Origin of the sequence: Trinickia violacea (genome assembly GCF_005280735.1) — a bacterium.
Classification (GTDB): Bacteria; Pseudomonadota; Gammaproteobacteria; order Burkholderiales; family Burkholderiaceae; genus Trinickia_A; species Trinickia_A violacea.
On record NZ_CP040077.1, the window covers coordinates 1,939,985 to 1,957,434 of the forward strand.

General features: G+C 64.3%; 15 protein-coding genes. 7 read left to right on the forward strand and 8 right to left on the reverse strand.

Features of this window, described 5'->3' with window-relative positions:
• Positions 1-8 precede the first annotated feature (8 nt).
• Entirely contained in the window at positions 9-551 is a 543-nt protein-coding gene (locus tag FAZ95_RS08745; protein WP_137332089.1) for an FKBP-type peptidyl-prolyl cis-trans isomerase, read from the forward strand.
• On the opposite strand, the gene FAZ95_RS08750 is transcribed toward FAZ95_RS08745, so the two are convergent.
• The 4 genes from FAZ95_RS08750 to FAZ95_RS08765 all read right to left on the reverse strand — a co-directional run bounded on the left by FAZ95_RS08750 (position 531) and on the right by FAZ95_RS08765 (position 6,939).
• The gene (locus FAZ95_RS08750) at positions 531-1,841 is read right to left on the reverse strand and encodes a hypothetical protein (RefSeq protein ID WP_254699855.1); all 1,311 of its coding nucleotides are present in this window, start codon (positions 1,839-1,841) and stop codon (positions 531-533) included. The genes FAZ95_RS08745 and FAZ95_RS08750 overlap by 21 nt on opposite strands.
• The gene (gene mutS, locus FAZ95_RS08755) at positions 1,828-4,509 is read right to left on the reverse strand and encodes a DNA mismatch repair protein MutS (RefSeq protein WP_137332090.1); all 2,682 of its coding nucleotides are present in this window, start codon (positions 4,507-4,509) and stop codon (positions 1,828-1,830) included. The genes FAZ95_RS08750 and mutS overlap by 14 nt, the downstream gene beginning before the upstream one ends.
• A gap of 144 nt (positions 4,510-4,653) precedes the next feature.
• Positions 4,654-5,952, reverse strand: a complete 1,299-nt coding sequence (gene lplT, locus FAZ95_RS08760; protein ID WP_137332091.1) for a lysophospholipid transporter LplT — start codon at positions 5,950-5,952, stop codon at positions 4,654-4,656.
• 186 nt (positions 5,953-6,138) lie between these two features.
• A complete protein-coding gene (locus FAZ95_RS08765; protein WP_137332092.1) occupies positions 6,139-6,939 on the reverse strand; it encodes an inositol monophosphatase family protein in 801 nt (266 codons plus the stop codon).
• A 448-nt stretch (positions 6,940-7,387) separates the two neighbouring features.
• On the opposite strand from FAZ95_RS08765, the gene FAZ95_RS08770 reads away from it, so the two are divergent.
• Together FAZ95_RS08770 and cysE are read left to right on the forward strand one after the other, a co-directional pair.
• The gene (locus FAZ95_RS08770; RefSeq protein WP_137332093.1) at positions 7,388-8,230 is read left to right on the forward strand and encodes an RNA methyltransferase; all 843 of its coding nucleotides are present in this window, start codon (positions 7,388-7,390) and stop codon (positions 8,228-8,230) included.
• A gap of 258 nt (positions 8,231-8,488) precedes the next feature.
• Positions 8,489-9,256 (forward strand): serine O-acetyltransferase, encoded by a 768-nt coding sequence (cysE, locus tag FAZ95_RS08775; protein ID WP_137332094.1) that lies wholly within the window; start codon positions 8,489-8,491, stop codon positions 9,254-9,256.
• Positions 9,257-9,262: 6 nt separating this feature from the next.
• Here cysE and FAZ95_RS08780 read toward each other — a convergent pair whose 3' ends face one another.
• The 4 genes from FAZ95_RS08780 to FAZ95_RS08795 form a co-directional block, all read right to left on the reverse strand.
• The gene (locus FAZ95_RS08780; RefSeq protein WP_137332095.1) at positions 9,263-10,102 is read right to left on the reverse strand and encodes a UDP-2,3-diacylglucosamine diphosphatase; all 840 of its coding nucleotides are present in this window, start codon (positions 10,100-10,102) and stop codon (positions 9,263-9,265) included.
• A 2-nt stretch (positions 10,103-10,104) separates the two neighbouring features.
• Positions 10,105-10,599 (reverse strand): peptidylprolyl isomerase, encoded by a 495-nt coding sequence (locus tag FAZ95_RS08785; RefSeq protein WP_137332096.1) that lies wholly within the window; start codon positions 10,597-10,599, stop codon positions 10,105-10,107.
• Positions 10,600-10,710: 111 nt separating this feature from the next.
• Positions 10,711-11,292 carry a peptidylprolyl isomerase gene (locus FAZ95_RS08790; protein WP_137332097.1) on the reverse strand — a complete coding sequence of 194 codons (582 nt, stop codon included), beginning with the start codon at positions 11,290-11,292 and terminating at the stop codon, positions 10,711-10,713.
• Positions 11,293-11,334: 42 nt separating this feature from the next.
• On the reverse strand, positions 11,335-12,045 hold the full coding sequence (locus tag FAZ95_RS08795; protein WP_175425553.1) for a tetratricopeptide repeat protein: 711 nt from the start codon (positions 12,043-12,045) through the stop codon (positions 11,335-11,337).
• Between the two features lie 239 nt (positions 12,046-12,284).
• Here FAZ95_RS08795 and cysS point away from each other — a divergent pair, with 239 nt between their 5' ends.
• The 4 genes from cysS (at position 12,285) to tilS (ending at position 17,291) form a co-directional block, all read left to right on the forward strand.
• A complete protein-coding gene (gene cysS / locus FAZ95_RS08800) occupies positions 12,285-13,682 on the forward strand; it encodes a cysteine--tRNA ligase (protein ID WP_137332099.1) in 1,398 nt (465 codons plus the stop codon).
• Between the two features lie 47 nt (positions 13,683-13,729).
• Entirely contained in the window at positions 13,730-14,731 is a 1,002-nt protein-coding gene (locus FAZ95_RS08805; RefSeq protein ID WP_137332100.1) for a DNA-3-methyladenine glycosylase family protein, read from the forward strand.
• 118 nt (positions 14,732-14,849) lie between these two features.
• Positions 14,850-15,821, forward strand: a complete 972-nt coding sequence (locus tag FAZ95_RS08810) for an acetyl-CoA carboxylase carboxyltransferase subunit alpha (RefSeq protein ID WP_137332101.1) — start codon at positions 14,850-14,852, stop codon at positions 15,819-15,821.
• A gap of 48 nt (positions 15,822-15,869) precedes the next feature.
• Positions 15,870-17,291: a tRNA lysidine(34) synthetase TilS gene (gene tilS / locus FAZ95_RS08815; protein ID WP_137332102.1), complete on the forward strand. Its 1,422-nt coding sequence runs from the start codon at positions 15,870-15,872 to the stop codon at positions 17,289-17,291.
• The last annotated feature ends 159 nt before the right edge of the window (positions 17,292-17,450 follow it).

A 17,450-nucleotide genomic window follows, 5' to 3' on the forward strand; every position in this document is an offset into this window, starting at 1 on the left:
AGAATCGAATGAAAATCGCAAAGAACACCGTCGTATCGGTCGCTTACAAGCTGTCGGATGCGCAGGGCAATCTGATTGAAGAGAGCGACGAGCCAATGGTCTATCTGCACGGCGGCTATGATGGCACGTTCCCTAAGATCGAGGAAGAACTCGACGGTCGCGAGCCCGGTTTCCAGACCCAGATTCAGCTCGAGCCGCAAGACGCCTTCGGTGAGTACGACCCCGAACTTGTGAAGGTCGAGCCGCGCAGCCGCTTCCCCGAACCGCTCGAAGTCGGCATGCAGTTCGAGGGCACGCCGGAAGAGGGCGACGAGGATATCGATTCGCTGATCTACACCGTCACGGATGTCGCTGAGGATAAAGTCGTGCTCGACGGCAACCACCCGCTCGCCGGCATGGCGCTGCGTTTCGCGCTGACCGTCAAGGAAGTGCGCGAAGCGACGCAGGACGAGATCGACCACGAGCACGCGCACGGCGCCGATGGCCTCGAAGTCATCGACGAAGACGATGACGACGAAGAAGCCGGCGACTCACGGCCCACGCTGCACTGATGAACTTGCAGGCTCGGCGCTCCCCGGCGCCGAAGCTTGCGGCGAAGGTTGAGAAGGCGCCGTCAGGATGGGCGGCGCGCTTTGATTGTTGCTTGGGTTGTTGCCTTGGTTGTTATCCGGCAGGATCGGCGGCTCTTGCATGGGCAGCGCCGGCATCAATCCTGACGCGTCGGGCACCGGCGGCACAGCCGGCTCCTCGCTCGGCACCGTTTGCGGCGCGGTAGGCGCCGGCAGATTTTTCGGCACATTCCTCACGCTGACCCTGAACGGCGGCCGCTTGCCGAAATCCGCGTCGACCTGAATCCATTGCGTCAAACGTTCGCGAGGAGAAATCGCGATGCGTGTCAGATTCGCGACGCGCTCGCTTTTGTCGTTGCGAAGCGGCTGATCGATCAGGAAGCCGCCTGCGAGACGCCGGTCGTCGTAGTGGACGAGCAGCACCGGCCCGCGAAACGTTTCCGCCATTTTCACGAGACTGCGCTTGAACTCCAGATAGCCGTCGCGCGGCCGCGCATGGCCGAATCGCAGCCAAGGGAAGCGCTCGGGACGTTCGTACTGCTTGAGATCGGGGTCGCCTTTCACGAAGATGACCACAGCGCGCGCGTCGCGACGCTTTGCATATTCGGCCGCGTGCTCGAGCCAGAACGACGTCGCGACCGCACGATCTTCAAACTCTCCATTGCGGCCGCCCGCACTCGAGTAGTGGTTGTTTTCGCCGGGCACGTTCAGGCCGATGAACACCGTATCGCCGATCTGCCAGCGGATGTTTTCGCGGTAGGGCCGAAAGCGCGCGACTTCGCTTTCCCGGGTGAGCGCAAGCGAGTTCTGACCCATCGACGCCGAATCGGAAAGCAACGTCTGCCGTATAAAGTCGAGCCGTTCGACCGCGTCGTAGCCGCCTGCCTGTGGCTGAGCGCAGGCAACCCAGTCGTGCCCGCCCGGGATGAAGAAGAGCGGCACGCGCGACGTTTCGAGTACTTGCTGCCGCTGCTCGTAGAGCGAGTCGCGGCAAGCTTCGGTCGCGCCTTTGAGGTTGCCGTCATAGACGACGAACGACATCTGTTTGTCGAGTCCGATCGCTTCAAGAAGACGCTGGGTCGGCGCTTCATCGGCCGCGTCCTGCAACGTGCCGCCGATGACGGCGAACGTATAGCGCGGTGCGGCAGCGTTGGCTGGCCGCTCCTGCGTCAGGCAGCACGCGAGCGCGACGGCCAGCGCCACCGCGCCGTGCGTCGAGGCGGAGCGTCGGTGCCGGCCCTTGGCCCGCATGTGGCGCTTAGCGTTGCGCATCCCGCGCGGCGCTCGCGAGATCGTGCAGTTCGTATAGCAAATCGAGCGCGTCACGCGGTTTCAGATCGTTCGGATCGATCGACCGCAGCTTTTCGAGCGCGGGGTGCGTCTGCGCAGCAGGCGCATCATCCTCGGCATCGTCCGGTGCATCTTCCAAGTAGACCGGTTCGGCGAACAAGTCGAGCTGCGGCGTCGCGTGCCCGATCGACTGTTGTTCCAGGTACGCGAGGTGTTTGCGCGCCGCGCGAATCACGGGCGGCGGTACGCCGGCCAGCTGCGCGACCTGCAAGCCGTAGCTCTGGCTTGCAGGGCCTTCGTTGACGGCATGCAGGAAAACGATCCCATGCCCGTGTTCGACGGCGGACAAGTGAACATTTGCCGCGTGCGCGAATTCCGCCGGCAACTGCGTCAGTTCGAAGTAGTGCGTGGCAAAGAGGGTGTAGCAGGCGTTGTGCGAAAGGAGGTGCCGCGCGATAGCCCACGCGAGTGCGAGACCGTCGAACGTCGACGTGCCGCGGCCGATCTCGTCCATCAGCACGAGACTCTGCGGCGTCGCATCGTTCAGGATCGCCGCGGCTTCTGTCATTTCGACCATGAACGTCGAGCGGCCGCCGGCCAAGTCGTCGGCGGCGCCGATGCGCGTGAAGATGCGGTCGATCGGGCCGAAGCGGGCGCGCCGGGCGGGCACGTAGCTGCCGGCATAGGCCAACAGTGCGATCAACGCGGTCTGGCGCATGAACGTCGACTTACCGCCCATGTTGGGGCCGGTGATCAGCAACAGCTTGCGATCGGCGAAGAGGCGGCAGTCGTTCGCGATGAACTGCTCGACTTGGGCCTCGACGACCGGATGGCGTCCTTGCTCGATATCGATGCCGATATCCGCCGAGAACTCCGGTGCGACCCAATCGAGCGCGCGGGCTCGCTCGGCGAGCGCGGCGAGCAGGTCGAGCTCGGCAAGCGCCGCGGCGACGCGCTGGCAATCCGCGATGAACGGCAAGAGCGACTGCAGCAGCGCGTCGAAGAGCGCGCGTTCACGGGCGAGCGCACGTTCCTGTGCGGAGAGCGCCTTGTCTTCGAAGGTCTTCAGCTCGGGCGTGATATAGCGCTCGGCGTTCTTGAGCGTCTGGCGGCGGCGGTAATCGTCCGGCACCTTGTCGGTTTGGCCGCGCGTGACTTCGATGTAGAACCCGTGGACCTTGTTGTACTCGACGCGCAGATTCGCAATGCCGGTGCGGGTGCGTTCGCGCGTCTCGAGGTCGATCAGGAATTGTCCGCAGTTCTCCGAAATATCGCGCAATTCGTCGAGATCCGCATCGTAGCCGCGGGCGATCACGCCGCCGTCGCGGACCATGGCCGCTGGTTCGGCGGCGACTGCGCGAGTCAGCAATTCGACGCAGCCGGCAGGCGGTTCGAGCTCGGCGTCGATGCGCGCGAGGGCCGCCGCGTTCGCGACGATGCCCGCCAGTTTCGCGCGCAGCGCCGGCAGGGAGGCGAATGTGTCGCGCAGGCTCGAAAGGTCACGCGGACGCGCCGACAGCAGCGCAAGCCGCCCCGTGATCCGCTCGACGTCCGCAATCTGACGCAGCGCGCTGCGCAACGCATCGAGGCTCGCGTCGACGGGCGCGTCGAGCAGCGCGCCGATCGCCTGCTGGCGCGTTTGCGCGACCAACGCGTCGCGCGGCGGATGATGCAGCCAGTGACGCAGCAAGCGGCTGCCCATCGCCGTACTGCAGGTATCGAGTAGCGAATAGAGCGTCGGCGATTCGGTGCCGCGCAACGTTTCCGTCAGTTCGAGATTGCGGCGCGTAGCCGGATCGAGGCCGATGTATTCCGACTCGTACTCGACCTTCAGGCTGCGCACATGGCGCAATTGCTGTCCCTGCGTCGCCGACGCGTAGAGCAGCAGTGCGCCGGCCGCGCCACATGCGCTCGTCAGCGTTTGCGCGCCGAAACCGTCGAGACCTGCAACATCCAATTGGTCGCACAGGCGCTGCGTACCCGACGCAACGTCGAAATGCCACACGGGCACCCGCGTCAGCGCACCGGCCAGACCCGCAGGCGTGGAGCTCGCGGGCGAGTCGGCCACGAGGATTTCGGCCGGGCGAATGCGTTCGAGCGCGGCGCCGACTTGATCGGGTGCGACTTCCGCAAGGCGCAGCCCGCCGCTTGCGAGGTTGAGCCACGCGAGGCCCACGTTCGTCACGACGCCGCGCTTGTTGTGGCCCGGCGAGAGCGCGAGCAGATAGACGTCGCTCTTGTCGGAGAGCAACGCCGCGTCGGTCAGCGTGCCCGGTGTGACGACGCGCACGACCTTGCGTTCGACCGGGCCCTTGGACGTCGCCGGATCGCCGATCTGTTCGCAAATCGCGACCGATTCGCCGAGCTTCACGAGCTTCGCGAGGTATTGCTCGACGGCGTGATGCGGCACGCCCGCCATCTTGATCGGGTTGCCCGCGGACGCGCCGCGCTGCGTGAGTGTCAGGTCGAGCAGACGAGCGGCTTTTTCGGCATCGTCGAAGAAGAGCTCGTAGAAGTCGCCCATCCGATAAAAGACGAGCGTGCCGGGATGCTCCGCTTTAATGCGGAGATACTGCTGCATCATCGGCGTGTGCTGCGCGACGTCGCTGGCGGCGCTTGCAGCGCCCGCCGCTTCAATTGGATTGCCCATCGTGTTTGTCTTGTCTTGCCTATATAGGGCGAGAGTTTAACCCGGGCGGGTGTGCGCACGAACCCTGGACGAACGGCTAACGCGAACGTATTGCCAGTCGCGCCGGGAAGTCCGCAACCGGGCTGCTGTGTCTCGCCCTGTCACTCATTCCTCGACGAGCGCGCGCAGATCCACCTTGCGCGCGTTCGCCACGCTCTTGCGCTTCGCGAGCCAGATCATCAGGCAGATGAAGCTGCCGAAGATGACGATGATCCACTGCGCCGGCACCTTCGCGGTCAAGAGCAGCGCGTAGGCGCCGAGCATCAGCAGGACGGCGAGATTCTGGTTGAAGTTCTGCACCGCGATCGAATGGCCCGCCGAGAGCAGCGTCGCTCCGCGATGCTGCAAGAGAGCGTTCATCGGCACGATGAAGAACCCCGCCAGGCCGCCGAGGCCGATCATCAGCGGATACGCGAACACGATATAGAACGGCGCGAAGAGGCTGCCGATCCTCAAGCCCGAGCCGGCCGGGAAGAGCCCTTTGCTGTAGAACGCCATCCCCGCCGCGACGAGGCCCGCGGCAATCCCTACCGGCAGTACCTTCAGCGAGCGCACGAGCGGAATCCAGGCCGCGGCGGCCGCCGCGCCGACCGCGATGCCGATGCCCGTCACGCCCTGCATCACTGCGGCCTTCGACAACGACAACCCCAGGTTCGACGCAGCCCACTTGAGGACGAGCAATTGCAGCGTGACCGCCGCGCCCCACATCAGCGTCGTGACCCACAACGCGATCTGCGCGAGCTTGTCGAGCCACAGCACGTTGAAGCAGTGCACGAAATCGCCGACGAGCTTGCCGGGTTCGCGCAAGCGGTTAGCGTAGCGGGCACCGGTGTCGGGAATGTCGATGTTGATGAGCGCCGCTACCAAGTAAGTCAGCATGACGGCGACCATCGCGAGGTCGGCCGCCGAGTGCACGAGCGGCCAATGCGTGCGCGCGACGAAGCGTTCGGCGAGCGGGCTGATCAGCGCGCCGCCCATCATCGTGCCGATGATGGTCGAGAGCACGGTGGCCGATTCGAGCCACGCGTTTGCGGCGATCAGCCGCTCGGGCGGCAGCAGTTCGGTGAGAATCCCGTATTTGGCCGGCGAATAGGCTGCGGCGCCGAACCCCACCACGCCATACGCGATCATCGGATGCACGCCTGCGATCATCATCAGGCAGCCGCACGCTTTCAGCGCGTTCGACACGAACATCACGTGACGTTTTTGCAGCGCGTCCGCGAAGGCGCCGACAAAAGGCGCCAGCAAGACATAAGAGATCGTGAAAAAGATCTGCAGCAGCGGCGTGACCCAAGCGGCGGACTGCATCACGCTGAGCAGCGCGATCGCGGCGATCAGCAACGCGTTGTCGGCGAGCGACGACACGAACTGAGCCGCGATAATCGTATAGAAACCTTTCTTCATGAAGCGCGGAGCGAATGCGGTTCGCCGCCGCGGCGGTGGCCGCTGCGGCGAACATCGAAATCGAAGCGTGTGCGAAGCAGGCCGACGCGCTCGCTGCGACGGGGAGCGATGGCTGGCGTAAGCGCGGTGGCCTGCATACGGTCTTGCAAACAAAAAAGCGGCCGCAGCCGCTTTCTTTGCCTCGCGTTAGGCCGCTTGCCGGGTACGGCTGTAGGGGCTCAGGATCGGCACCATTTGCGCATACACCTTCGGGTTCGCGGCGACGATTTCACCGAGATGCAGGAAGTCGGAGTCGCCCGTGTAGTTGCCGACGAGGCCGCCGGCTTCCGTGATCAGCAGGCTGCCGGCCGCCATGTCCCAAGCGCTGATGCCTTGCTCGAAGAAGCCGTCCATGCGGCCGGCGGCGACGTTGGCGAGATCGAGCGCCGCGGCGCCCGGACGGCGCAGGCCCGTGCAGGCGTGGGTCATTTCGGCGAACAGGCGGCAATACGCTTCGAGGCCGTCCTTTTCACGGAACGGGAAACCCGTGCCGATCAGCGAGTCGGCAAGGCGGTCGCGCCGCCCGACGCGGATGCGTCGATCGTTCAGGTAGGCGCCGCGGCCGCGCGATGCCGTGAAGAGATCGTTGCGAGTCGGGTCATAGACGACGGCTTGCGTGACGATACCCTTGTGCGCGAGCGCGATCGACACGCAGTAGTACTGGAAGCCGTGAATGAAGTTGGTCGTGCCGTCGAGCGGGTCGATGATCCACTCGTACTCGGATTCGTTCTCCGAGCGGCCGGATTCTTCGGCGAGGATGGCGTGGTCGGGGTAGGCGGTCTTCAGCGTCTCGATGATCGCCGCTTCCGATGCCTTGTCGACCTCCGTGACGAAATCGTTGTGCTGTTTCTTGCTGACTTGCACCAAGTCGAGATCGAGCGACGCGCGGTTGATGATCTGTCCAGCGCGGCGGGCGGCCTTGACGGCAATGTTGAGCATGGGATGCATGAGCCTGGTTCCTTGTGCCGGGAGGGTGCGAGCGCTGCCCGGTAATGAGCTAAACCGGCCGGAACGCGTGACCGGGCACGAATTCCGTCGACGGAGACGAATTGAAGAAGAGCGGGGCGCGGGCTGCTTGGCAATCGGCGATAAATCGGCGACAGCGTGCGGCGCGCGCGAACGGCGTGATTTTACCTGAGTCGGGCATCTTCCGGCAGAACGTCGAGCGCTGAACGCACCCGGCGTCGATCGATTCGGCTTGATGTCGTGAGTCTGCGGGCATTGGCGCAGCAGACGCAACCTGACCGAATAGCCTAGACCGAATGGCCCAGACCGAATGGCCCAGACCGAACGGCAGATTGGGTTCGTCCGAGGTTGGCGATACCATACTCACTTCAGGCGGGTTTCTCCGGCAAGCTTGTCGCCGGCTGCTTTTCACGGTTTTCATCGGGTCATCTTGAATCATCCAAACACACCGCATCACGAGCCGGGCCGCGCGTCGTCCGCGGCAGCCGATTGCGCCGGCGCGCCGCGCGGCGGCTTTACGTCGACGCGCTTCGTGCTCGTCGAGCCGAGCCATCCCGGCAACGTCGGCGCCGCGGCGCGCGCGCTCAAGACGATGGGCTTTTCGCGCCTGGTGCTCGTCGCGCCGCGCGTGGCGCACGTGCAGAGCGATCCAGAAGCGATCGCGATGGCAAGCGGCGCCGACGATGTGCTCGCGTCGGCCCATGTCGTGCCCACCCTCGCCGATGCGCTGACGGGCGTGCATTGGTCGATCGCGCTCACCGCGCGGCTGCGCGAGTACGGGCCACCGCAACTCGCGCCGCGCGTGGCCGCGAAGGAGGCGTGCCGGCACGCCGCGAGCGGCGACATCGCGCTCGTGTTCGGCAATGAGCGCACGGGTCTTGCGAATGAAGACGTCGAGCGTTGCAGCGCGCTTGCGCATATTCCGGCCAATCCCGCCTATAGCTCGCTCAATCTCGCGCAGGCCGTTCAGGTCTTGTGTTACGAGCTGCGCATGGCGTATCTGGGCGAATCGAGCGGCGACACTTCAGCCTCGTCCCCGGCCTTGGCAGACGTTGGCGGGCCGCGCGCTCCGAGCGACGAGATCGAGCGTATGTTCGTCCATTTGGAGAACGCGCTGATCGCACTGGAGTTTCTCGACCCCGCGAATCCGAAGAAGCTGATGTCGAGACTGCGGCGGCTTTTCGCGCGCTCGGGGCTCGAGCGCGAGGAAGTGAATATCGTGCGCGGCATTGCCAAGCACATTTTGCTCAAGACGCACGACCCGGAAAAATGAGCTCGAGTGCGAGCGCTTGGGAGCACCGGTTCCAGCGCTAGGTGCGCCATTGAGGTGCATCGCTCGTCACCTCGTCAGGCTTAGAGCTCCGCCGAATACCCCCGCGTGCATTGTGGCGATGAAGGGCGTCCAGCACATCCGCCGACTTCGCCCTACAATCGCCCCATTCGTCATAAGCAAATCTGCGGATCTGCTATTTCCGTGCTTTCGCCGTCGGCTGCCACGACCCTGCGACCGTTTCACCCAACGATCACGATCATGTTCACGAGACTTCGCGAAGACATTGCCACGATCCGCGAGCGCGACCCCGCCGCTCGCAGCGCCTGGGAAGTGCTCACGTGCTATCCGGGGTTGCACGCGCTGGTGCTGCATCGCCTCGCGCACGCATGCTGGCTCGGCAAGCGCCGCTGGCTCGCACGCTTCGTTTCGCAGGTCGCGCGTTTCCTGACCGGCATCGAGATCCACCCCGGCGCGACGATCGGCCGGCGCGTGTTCATCGATCACGGGATGGGTGTTGTGATCGGCGAGACGGCGGAAATCGGCGACGACTGCACGATCTACCAAGGCGTGACGCTCGGCGGCACGTCGCTCACGCGCGGCGCCAAGCGCCATCCGACGCTCGAGCGCGGCGTGATCGTCGGCGCCGGCGCTAAGGTTCTGGGCGGCTTCACGATCGGCGCCGAAGCGAAAATCGGCTCGAACGCGGTCGTCGTGAAGCCGGTGCCGGCGGGCGGCACCGCGGTCGGCAATCCGGCGCGCGTCGTGATGCCCGCCGACACGAAGCGCGCACCGCAGAGCGCCGCGTTTTGCGCCTATGGCATTACACCGAACGCGGACGATCCGGTGTCTCTCGCATTGCACGGACTGATCGATCACGCCGCGAAGGAGACGCAGCGGGTCGACGAAATCGTCGCCGCGCTCGAGCGGCTCGGCACGCGTCTCGAGGCGCTGCAGGGCGCAGACGCGGCGTTGATTGATTTGCGGCGCTTGTCGGCGGCAATCGAAGGGAAAACGGTCGAGCAGTGACCCAAGTCAGTCGAGCGGAAACGCTCGAATGCCTTCGGCGTCGATTCGAAGGTAGCCGCCGCGCCGCTTGCCGTGGTCGAGATCCCAGTCGGGCAAGACCCAGCGCGTGCCGCCGTGTTCCTGATGGCGTGCGGGCCGGTGCGTGTGTCCGTGAATCATGGTCGTCGTCCGGCTCGCCTTGAAGAGCGTTTCCACCCCTTCTCTCGTGACGTCGTAGAGCGGCGAAACCGGCCTCGTGCGGCCGTCCTCGCTCGCGCTGCGCATCCGTTCGGCGAGCGCGAGCCGCCATTTGAACGGCCACGCGAGAAAAAGCAGTTGCGCGGCGCGGCTGCGTGCGAAGCGGCGAAAAGTCTGATATTTCCGGTCCGAAGTGCAAAGCGCGTCGCCATGTGCGAGCACGATGCGCGAGCCGAAAGCCGTCATCACGAACGGATCGGGCAGCCAGATCGCGCCGGCAGCTTTCATAAAGCGCTTGCCGAGCAGAAAGTCGCGATTGCCGTGCATGATGTAGAGCGCGACGCCGCGCTCGGACAACGTGTGCATCAGCGCCGCCATGCGGGCCGCGAAGGGGTCTGCGGCGAGCATATCGTCGCCGATCCAAAATTCGAACAGGTCGCCGAGAATGAAGACGGAGTCGGCATTGTCGGCCGTCACGCGGACGAAGTGCTCGAACGCGGCGACCGTGCGCGGAATCGCCTCGCTTAAGTGCAGATCGGAGATAAAGAGGAGCGGGCGCGGCGCGTGCGGGCGGGTGTGCCCGACTTCGCCCGGCACGCCCGCCGCGACGCTGTGTGGCGTATCCTGCCGCCCAGCAACGCTTTTCTCCCGTAAGAGAGTCGTGCTCAATCTCAGTCGACGATAACAGCCTTTTCGATCACGACATCGTCAACGGGCACGTCCTGATGGAAGCCCTTCGAGCCCGTTTTCACCTTCTTGATCTTGTCGACGACGTCGAGCCCTTCGACAACCTTGCCGAACACCGCGTAGCCCCAGCCTTGCGGCGTCGGCGACGAGTGGTTCAGGAAGTCGTTGTCGTTCACATTGATGAAGAATTGTGCCGTAGCCGAATGCGGGTCGTTGGTGCGCGCCATCGCAATCGAGCCCTGCACATTCTTCAGGCCGTTGTTCGCTTCGTTGTCGATCGGCGCTTCGGTCGCCTTTTGCTTCATGCCCGGCTCGAAGCCGCCGCCTTGAATCATGAAGCCGTCGATCACGCGGTGAAACACCGTGTTGTCGTAATGGCCGTTCTTCACGTAGTTCAGGAAGTTCTCGACCGATTTCGGCGCCTTTTCAGCGTCCAGTTCGAGCTTGATGATGCCGTGGTTCGTATGGAGTTCGACCATGATGCGATCCTTGAGTAGAGGGAGGGAGCGGGCGGGGCCGCGCGAACTACGCCATATTTCACTAAGTTAGCGCGTTCCCGCCGATTGCGCGAATTGTCGTCTACGCGTGATTTATTTCGAAACGACGCTGGCCGATTCGATCACGATCGGGGTTTGCGGAACATCCGCCATCGGGCCGCGCGTCGTGGTCGGCGTGCCTTCGATCTTCTTGACGACGTCCATACCGGAGATCACCTTGCCGAACACCGCGTAGCCGTTGCCGTCCGGGTTCGGATAGTCGAGGCCGGCGTTGTCGACGGTATTGATGAAGAACTGCGCGGTGGCCGAGTTCGGGTCGCTCGTGCGCGCCATCGCGATCGTGCCGACCGCGTTCTTCAGGCCATTCTTGCTTTCGAGCGGAATCGGCGCGCGCGTCGGCTTCTCGACGTAGCTCGCCGTGAAGCCGCCGCCCTGGATCATGAAGCCTGGAATCACGCGGTGGAAGATCGTGCCGCTGTATTGGCCGGATTTCACGTAGTCGAGGAAGTTGGCGACCGTCTTCGGCGCCTTCTCGGGGTACAGCTCGACGCGGATGTCGCCGTCCGTCGTCTTGATGAGGACGGTGGGATGCGTGGCGGGGGCGGCCGTTTGCGCGAAGGCGGGGGCGTTCGCGATCAGAGCGGCGCTGCCGAGCGCCAACAACAAGCTTTTCATGAAATTCCTCGGAGTGGAGAAAAGGGGAGCCGCGTGCGCCGCTTATTGCGACGGCGCGACGTACGGAGGTATGGCCAGCGACCCGTTCGAGCCGGCGCCGGATTGGAACGTCGGCAAGCTGATGACCGGGAACGACGGCATGGGTGCCGAACCCGGCACGGCCGCTTTCGCGGTCTTCTTGCTCGATGCAGGCGGCGAGATCACTTTCTGGAGGTCGGCAAGGCGTTGCGCGGTCGCGCCGCTTGCATGGCCGAGCGATTGAGCGCGCTTGTACGACTCCGCGGCAAGCCGCAGGTAAAGATCGCCCAGATTTTCATACGCGAGGCCGTAGCTCGGGTTGGTCTTGACGGCGGTTTCGAGCGCGGCGCGTGCCTCGTCGTAGCGGCCTTCTTTGGCGTAAAGCGCAGCCAGGTTGTTGTAGGGCTCGGGCAGCTCCGGATAGGTTTGCGTCAGCTCGACGAATTGCTGGATCGCTTCGTCGTCGCGATTCAGGTGCGCGAGCACGGTACCGCGCTTGAACTTCGCTTGGGCGTCGCGCGGGTTCGTCTTGATGCGTGCGTCGAGCTGGGAAAGCGCCGCGTTCCAGTTCTGGCTGGCGATCGACGCGTCGATCTGCGGCGTGCCGTCGGCGACCGCCGTCGACACTTGTTGCGCATGGGCGGCGATGCCCGGCAGCGCGGTCAGAGCAACGCCGCACAGCATAGCCGCGGCGAGGGTCGCAGCGCGGGGCGCGCGGCCGCTGGAAGGTTTCATAGGCTCAAGTCGGGATGTTATACTCCGACCCATTCTAACAAAACGTCTGCTAGTTTCCTCGAACAGCAGACTGCCTATCGCCACTCGTGGTCGTCTCCGCCTCGATCGCAGCTTGACCGCAGCTTCAAGCGTTCACGCTCGCGCACCGGTTCTGTCACATGCACCGCGTTCGTCATGTGTGTCGAATGCGCGGCGTGCGGCGCCAAGTGCGGATATCTCTCGGCCCACGCATCGTCTCTATGGAATCTCTGCGCATCTACAACACGCTCGCGCGTGACAAGCAACTATTCGTTCCGCGCCGCGCGGGCGAGGTGCGGATGTACGTCTGCGGGATGACGGTGTACGACTATTGCCACGTCGGCCATGCGCGCGTGATGGTCGTGTTCGACATCGTGCAGCGGTGGCTGCGCACCCTGGGCTATCAGGTCACTTACGTGCGCAACATCACCGATGTCGACGATAAGATCATTCGCCGCGCGGTCGAGAACGGCGAGACGATCAAGGCGTTGACCGACCGCTTCATCGCCGCGATGCACGAAGACGCGGACGCGCTCGGCATCGAGCGTCCGGACATCGAGCCGCGTGCAACCGATTTCATCCCGCAGATGCTTGGCATGATCGAGCGGCTCGAGGCAAACGGTTATGCGTATCGAGCCAAAGACGGCGATGTCAATTACGCAGTGCGCAAGTTCGCGAACTACGGCAAGCTGTCGGGCAAGTCACTCGAAGATTTGCGCGCGGGCGAGCGAGTGGCGGCGAACGACGCTAAGGAAGATCCGCTCGATTTCGTGCTGTGGAAAAGCGCGAAGCCCGATGAGCCGGCCGATACGATCTGGGAGTCGCCATACGGGCGAGGGCGCCCCGGCTGGCATATCGAATGCTCGGCGATGAGCTGCACGCTGCTGGGCGAACACTTCGATTTGCACGGCGGCGGCCAGGACCTGCAGTTTCCGCACCACGAGAACGAAATTGCGCAGAGCGAAGGTGCGACAAATCAGACCTTCGTCAGTTATTGGATGCACAACGGCTTCGTTCAGATCGACAATGAAAAGATGTCGAAATCGCTCGGCAACTTCTTCACGATCCGTGACGTGCTCGCGAAATACGATGCGGAAGTCGTGCGTTTCTTCATCGCGCGTGCGCATTATCGTTCGCCGCTCAACTATAGCGACGTGCACCTCGACGACGCGCGCGCGGCGCTGACGCGCTTGTATGTCGCGTTGAAAGAGGCGAGCCCCGACGATAAGGTGCTCGACTGGAACGAAGCGCATGCTATGCGGTTCCGCGCGGCGATGAACGACGACTTCAATACGCCGGTCGCGGTAGCCGTGCTGTTCGAATTGGCGGGTGAGGTGAATCGCACGCGCGACGCCGCGCTTGCGCGTCAACTCAAGGGGCTTGCGCAGGTCGTCGGCCTGCTCGGCCGCGACCCGCGCGTGTTCTTGCAGCAGGCGGGTGGCAGCGCGGACGAAGCGTCGCTCGACGTCGCCGCGATCGAAGCGCAAATTGCTGCGCGTGTCGCTGCGAAGCAAGCGAAGAACTATGCCGAAGCAGACCGGATTCGCAATGCATTGCTCGAAGCCGGGATTGCGCTTGAAGACAAACCGGGCGGGTTGACCGAGTGGCGCCGCGTATGAGCGCGCATCGGAAATCCCTCTGATCGACTCGCCAGGCAGGAGGCAAGATGGCAACGGCCAGGAAGGCGCCGGCTAAAACCGCGGCGCCGCAAAAATCCGCGGCAGCAGTAAAGACGGCACGCGCGCGCAAGACGGGCGTGTCGAAGGCATCGCCGGACGACGGCGGTCAGCAGCTTCCCCTAAAAAGAAGCGCCGCGGCAAAAAAGGCGGCGGCCAAACGTTTGCTCAATGGCAGCGCCAGTCATGCTGCGAAGCCGGCGCGCGCAGCAAAACGGAAAGCGGGCAAGCCTAATGGTTCGGCAGGGGCTGCCGAGGTTCAGGAGTTCGCGCGCGACACCGCGCGTGACGGTGAAGTCGTGCGCAAGACGCGCGCGAGTTCGTCGACGGAGGCGGCTGTGCCGGTGCAGATCAGCGGCCTGACTCCGGCCGTCACGCGTCCGCCTTACTGGGACGGCGCGTGCGCGGACCTCGTCAAGCGCGATCGCATCCTCAAGAAACTCATCCCGAAGTTCGGGCCGGTGCACCTCATCAACGGCGGCGATCCGTTCGTCACGCTTGCGCGGTCGGTGGTGGGGCAGCAGATCTCGGTGCAGGCGGCGCAGGCCGTGTGGGAGCGCATCAAAGAGGTATGCCCGAAGCTCGCCCCGCAGCAGTTCATCAAACTCGGCCAGGAAAAGCTCGTTGCGTGCGGTCTCTCGAAGCGCAAATCCGAGTACATACTCGATCTCGCCCAGCACTTCGTGTCGGGTGCGCTGCACGTCGACAAGTGGATGTCGATGGAGGACGAGGCGGTCATTGCCGAGCTGACACAAATTCGCGGTATCGGGCGTTGGACCGCGGAGATGTTCCTGATCTTCAACCTGTCGCGGCCCGATGTGCTGCCGCTCGACGACCTCGGCCTCATTCGCGCGATCAGCGTCAACTATTTCAGCGGAGAGCCGGTCACGCGCAGCGAAGCGCGTGAAGTCGCGGCGAATTGGGAGCCGTGGCGTACGGTCGCGACCTGGTATATGTGGCGCAGCCTCGATCCGCTCGCGAACGGCGAGTGACGGATGAGGTGCGTCAGTCGGCTATCGATATCTTATAATTGATAGTTGCGATCTGATTTTGACACTGCCGGGGGCGGTTAGAATACGCGCTGCCCGGCAAGTCCAAGGATTCGAACAAATGAAAACCACATTTCTGGATTTCGAACAGCCCATCGCTGAACTCGAAGCGAAGATTGAAGAGTTGCGCTTCGTGCAGGACGACTCGGCTGTCGATATTTCGGAAGAAATCGAGCGGCTGTCCAAGAAAGGCCAGCAGCTCACGAAGGACCTCTACGCGAACCTGAGCCCTTGGCAGGTTTCGCAAATCGCGCGTCACCCCCAGCGCCCCTATACGCTCGATTACGTCAACGAGCTGTTCACCGATTTTCATGAGCTGCACGGCGACCGTTCCTATGCGGACGATTTGTCGATCGTCGGCGGTCTCGCGCGTTTCAACGGCCACCCATGCATGGTGATCGGCCAGCAGAAGGGGCGCGATACGAAGGAACGCGCGGCGCGCAACTTCGGTATGCCGCGTCCGGAAGGTTATCGGAAGGCCGAGCGTTTCATGCGTCTTGCCGAGAAGTTCGGTTTGCCGATTTTCACGTTCATCGATACGCCGGGTGCGTATCCGGGCATCGGTGCGGAAGAGCGTGGGCAATCGGAAGCGATCGGCCGCAATTTGTACGTGATGGCCGAGCTCAAGACGCCGATCATCGCGACCGTGATCGGCGAAGGCGGTTCGGGCGGAGCGCTGGCGATCGCGGTCGCCGACAGCGTGCTGATGCTGCAATTCTCGACCTACTCGGTGATTTCGCCGGAAGGCTGCGCGTCGATTCTGTGGAAGAGCGCGGCCAAGGCGCCGGAGGCTGCCGAGGCGTTGGGCCTGACTGCGCATCGACTGAAGGCGCTTGGCCTCATCGACAAGATCGTCAACGAGCCGCTCGGCGGCGCGCATCGCGATCCGAAGGGCATGGCCGCGCTGCTGCGCCGCGCGCTCGCCGACACGCTGCGCCAGTTCCAGGGCATGAGCACGCAGGAGCTGCGTGAGCGCCGCTTCGAACGTCTGATGACGTACGGTAAATTCAAGGAAACGAAGCCGGGCGCATGACGCGCACGCGCGGCTCGTTCTCAATGGGGCGCTACACGCCTTGCTGCCGTGACTTCCTCCACTGAATCCACTGCCGATCGCATCGTTCTCGATGCGATCGGCAGTGCGCTTTCGGGGCTTCCCGATGACGTGCGCATTGCGCTCGCGTACAGCGGCGGCCTCGATTCGACCGTGCTGCTCGACGCGGCCGTGCGCGTAGCCGGGCCGGCGCGCTGTGTCGCCCTGCATGTCCACCACGGTCTCAGCCCGAATGCGGATCAATGGCTTGCGCATTGCGAGGCGACGGCGCGCGCCTATGGCGTGAGCTTCGAGGCTCAGCACGTCGAGGTGATGCCCATGCCGGGCGAGAGCGTCGAGGCGATGGCGCGCGACGCGCGATACCGCGCGCTCGATGCGATGTGCGCGCGTCATGGCGCCGCCGCGCTGTGGCTTGCTCAACACGCCGACGATCAAGCCGAGACCGTGCTGCTGCAATTGCTGCGCGGTGCGGGTGTCGCCGGGCTCGCGGCGATGGCGCCGCAGCGCGTCGAGGGGGCGTCGGCGGTGCCGCGCGTGCGGCCGCTGCTCTATTTGCTCAGGGGCCAGCTCGAGACCTACGCGCAGACGCATGAATTGCGCTGGATCGACGACGAATCGAATGCCGACACCCGCTACGCACGCAACGCGCTCCGCCATGAGGTGATTCCGGCGCTCGCCGTGCATTTCCCCGGTTTTCGCGACGCGCTCGCGCGCGCGGCGCGGCATGCGGCGAGCGCGCAGCGCCTGCTCGACGATCTCGCCGAACTCGACATGCAGGCAGTGTCGTGTGACGAGCGCCGCGCCTTGTCGCGCGCAGCGCTGCTTGCGCTGGATGACGAGCGCGCGCTGAACGCGATCCGCTTCTGGATGCGCTCGCTCGGCTTGCCGGCTGCGTCGACCGGACGCCTCACCGATGCATTGCGCCAGTTGCGCGACGTGCGCGACGATCATCGCTTGCGTGTCGATCACGCCGGGCAATGCCTGCGTTTGTATCGCGATCAAATCTATTGGGAAGCGGGGGGCAGCGCCGATCCGGCGGACGAAACGGCGATCGAGGCCAGAACGCCAAGCGAGCTGATCTGGCGCGGCGACGAGGTCTGGCGATTGCCGCTTTGGCGCGGCTCACTTGTCTTCGTGCGGGCCGCGGACGACGACCCCGACGCGGTCCCCGAGGCGCTGCTTGCGCACGCGCCGTTGTCGGCCCGCTCGCGCGCGGGCGGCGAACGCATGCGCGTGGCGCCGCACGGCCCGACGCGCACGCTGAAGAATCTGTTCCAAGAACTCGGCGTGCCCGCGTGGAAGCGGGACGTGCCGCTTGTCTATTGCGGCGTTCAGCTCCTCTTCGTGCCGCTGATCGGCGTGAACCGCGACGTGCTGCGCGACCATCCGTCTCGACGCACGGGGCAGCCCTGCCGGCGCATCGAGTGGCGCCCCGATTTGTTGATCGCCTGACCGCTTGACGATAGGGCGGCCTGGACCGCCAAATTCCCTCGAATTCGCGCAAGTCCTTTGTGCACAAGCCTTCGAGCGCGTTTTTCAGCCGCCCCTGGCTTGTCTTTTCGGCGTCGATCGAGTACGCTCAATCGTTTGCTCGACCCGCTTTTGCTACCG

What these genes read in the sequence shown, in the direction of transcription:
- FAZ95_RS08745 (WP_137332089.1), top strand. Translation starts at nt 9, where the DNA reads ATGAAAATCGCAAAGAACACCGTCGTATCGGTCGCTTACAAGCTGTCG.
- FAZ95_RS08750 (WP_254699855.1), bottom strand. Translation starts at nt 1,841, where the DNA reads ATGCGCAACGCTAAGCGCCACATGCGGGCCAAGGGCCGGCACCGACGC.
- mutS (WP_137332090.1), bottom strand. Translation starts at nt 4,509, where the DNA reads ATGGGCAATCCAATTGAAGCGGCGGGCGCTGCAAGCGCCGCCAGCGAC.
- lplT (WP_137332091.1), bottom strand. Translation starts at nt 5,952, where the DNA reads ATGAAGAAAGGTTTCTATACGATTATCGCGGCTCAGTTCGTGTCGTCG.
- FAZ95_RS08765 (WP_137332092.1), bottom strand. Translation starts at nt 6,939, where the DNA reads ATGCATCCCATGCTCAACATTGCCGTCAAGGCCGCCCGCCGCGCTGGA.
- cysE (WP_137332094.1), top strand. Translation starts at nt 8,489, where the DNA reads ATGTTCACGAGACTTCGCGAAGACATTGCCACGATCCGCGAGCGCGAC.
- FAZ95_RS08785 (WP_137332096.1), bottom strand. Translation starts at nt 10,599, where the DNA reads ATGGTCGAACTCCATACGAACCACGGCATCATCAAGCTCGAACTGGAC.
- FAZ95_RS08790 (WP_137332097.1), bottom strand. Translation starts at nt 11,292, where the DNA reads ATGAAAAGCTTGTTGTTGGCGCTCGGCAGCGCCGCTCTGATCGCGAAC.
- FAZ95_RS08795 (WP_175425553.1), bottom strand. Translation starts at nt 12,045, where the DNA reads ATGAAACCTTCCAGCGGCCGCGCGCCCCGCGCTGCGACCCTCGCCGCG.
- cysS (WP_137332099.1), top strand. Translation starts at nt 12,285, where the DNA reads ATGGAATCTCTGCGCATCTACAACACGCTCGCGCGTGACAAGCAACTA.
- FAZ95_RS08805 (WP_137332100.1), top strand. Translation starts at nt 13,730, where the DNA reads ATGGCAACGGCCAGGAAGGCGCCGGCTAAAACCGCGGCGCCGCAAAAA.
- FAZ95_RS08810 (WP_137332101.1), top strand. Translation starts at nt 14,850, where the DNA reads ATGAAAACCACATTTCTGGATTTCGAACAGCCCATCGCTGAACTCGAA.